Origin of the sequence: Stutzerimonas stutzeri SDM-LAC (assembly GCF_000235745.1) — a bacterium.
Classification (GTDB): domain Bacteria; phylum Pseudomonadota; class Gammaproteobacteria; order Pseudomonadales; family Pseudomonadaceae; genus Stutzerimonas; species Stutzerimonas stutzeri_H.
Genome location: NZ_AGSX01000092.1, coordinates 1 through 295, shown reverse-complemented (window position 1 = coordinate 295; position 295 = coordinate 1). Strand labels below are relative to the sequence as shown.

Below are 295 nucleotides of genomic sequence, written 5' to 3'. Positions count from 1 at the left end.
CCTATGTATTCAGTGTGTGATAACCATCTTATGATGGCTGGGTTCCCCCATTCAGACATCTCCGGATCAAAGTCTGTTTGCCGACTCCCCGAAGCTTTTCGCAGGCTACCACGTCTTTCATCGCCTCTGACTGCCAAGGCATCCACCGTATGCGCTTCTTCACTTGACCATATAACCCCAAGCAATCTGGTTACTGTCTATAACGTGAAGACGACATTCGCCGAAAATCCGCATGTTGCTCTCTCGAGCATCTCGCAAATTTTACCTTGACTTGAATAATCACCAGTGAAAGTGA

General features: G+C 47.5%; 1 rRNA gene. It reads right to left on the bottom strand.

Going from position 1 to position 295, the window contains the following annotated elements:
- Window positions 1-169, bottom strand: a 23S ribosomal RNA gene (locus PSTU_RS0110145); the annotation flags it as partial.
- Between the last annotated feature and the right edge of the window lie 126 nt (window positions 170-295).